Source organism: Brevibacterium sp. FAM 24630, assembly GCF_049804075.1.
Classification (GTDB): domain Bacteria; phylum Actinomycetota; class Actinomycetes; order Actinomycetales; family Brevibacteriaceae; genus Brevibacterium.
This window is the reverse complement of the sequence record NZ_JBNBZD010000106.1, coordinates 1-255: the sequence shown is the minus strand read 5'-3', so window position 1 is coordinate 255 and position 255 is coordinate 1. Positions and strand designations below refer to the sequence as shown.

Sequence of the window (255 nt, the reverse complement as noted above, 5' to 3'; positions counted from 1 at the left end):
CCGCCAGCTGACGAAACTGAAAGCGTGGGAGCCGGCCTACGACACCGACGGTTGTCCCCGTAAAGGGGCCGATGTTGCCGAACTCACCAGTGTCCTTGACCTCGATGATTGGCCGGACGGGATGCGAGTCATCGTCCGCCGTGAACGTCCCCACCCGGGTGCCCAACTGCGATTTGACGATGTCGACGGATACCGACTGACCGCGTTCGCGACGAACACGACCGGTGGCCAGCTGGCTGATCTGGAAGTCCGTCA

Annotated in this window: 1 pseudogene; it reads left to right on the top strand. The window is 62.7% G+C overall.

Features of this window, described 5'->3' with window-relative positions:
- Positions 1-255, top strand: a pseudogene (locus ACPUD7_RS17920) (IS1380 family transposase); the annotation flags it as partial.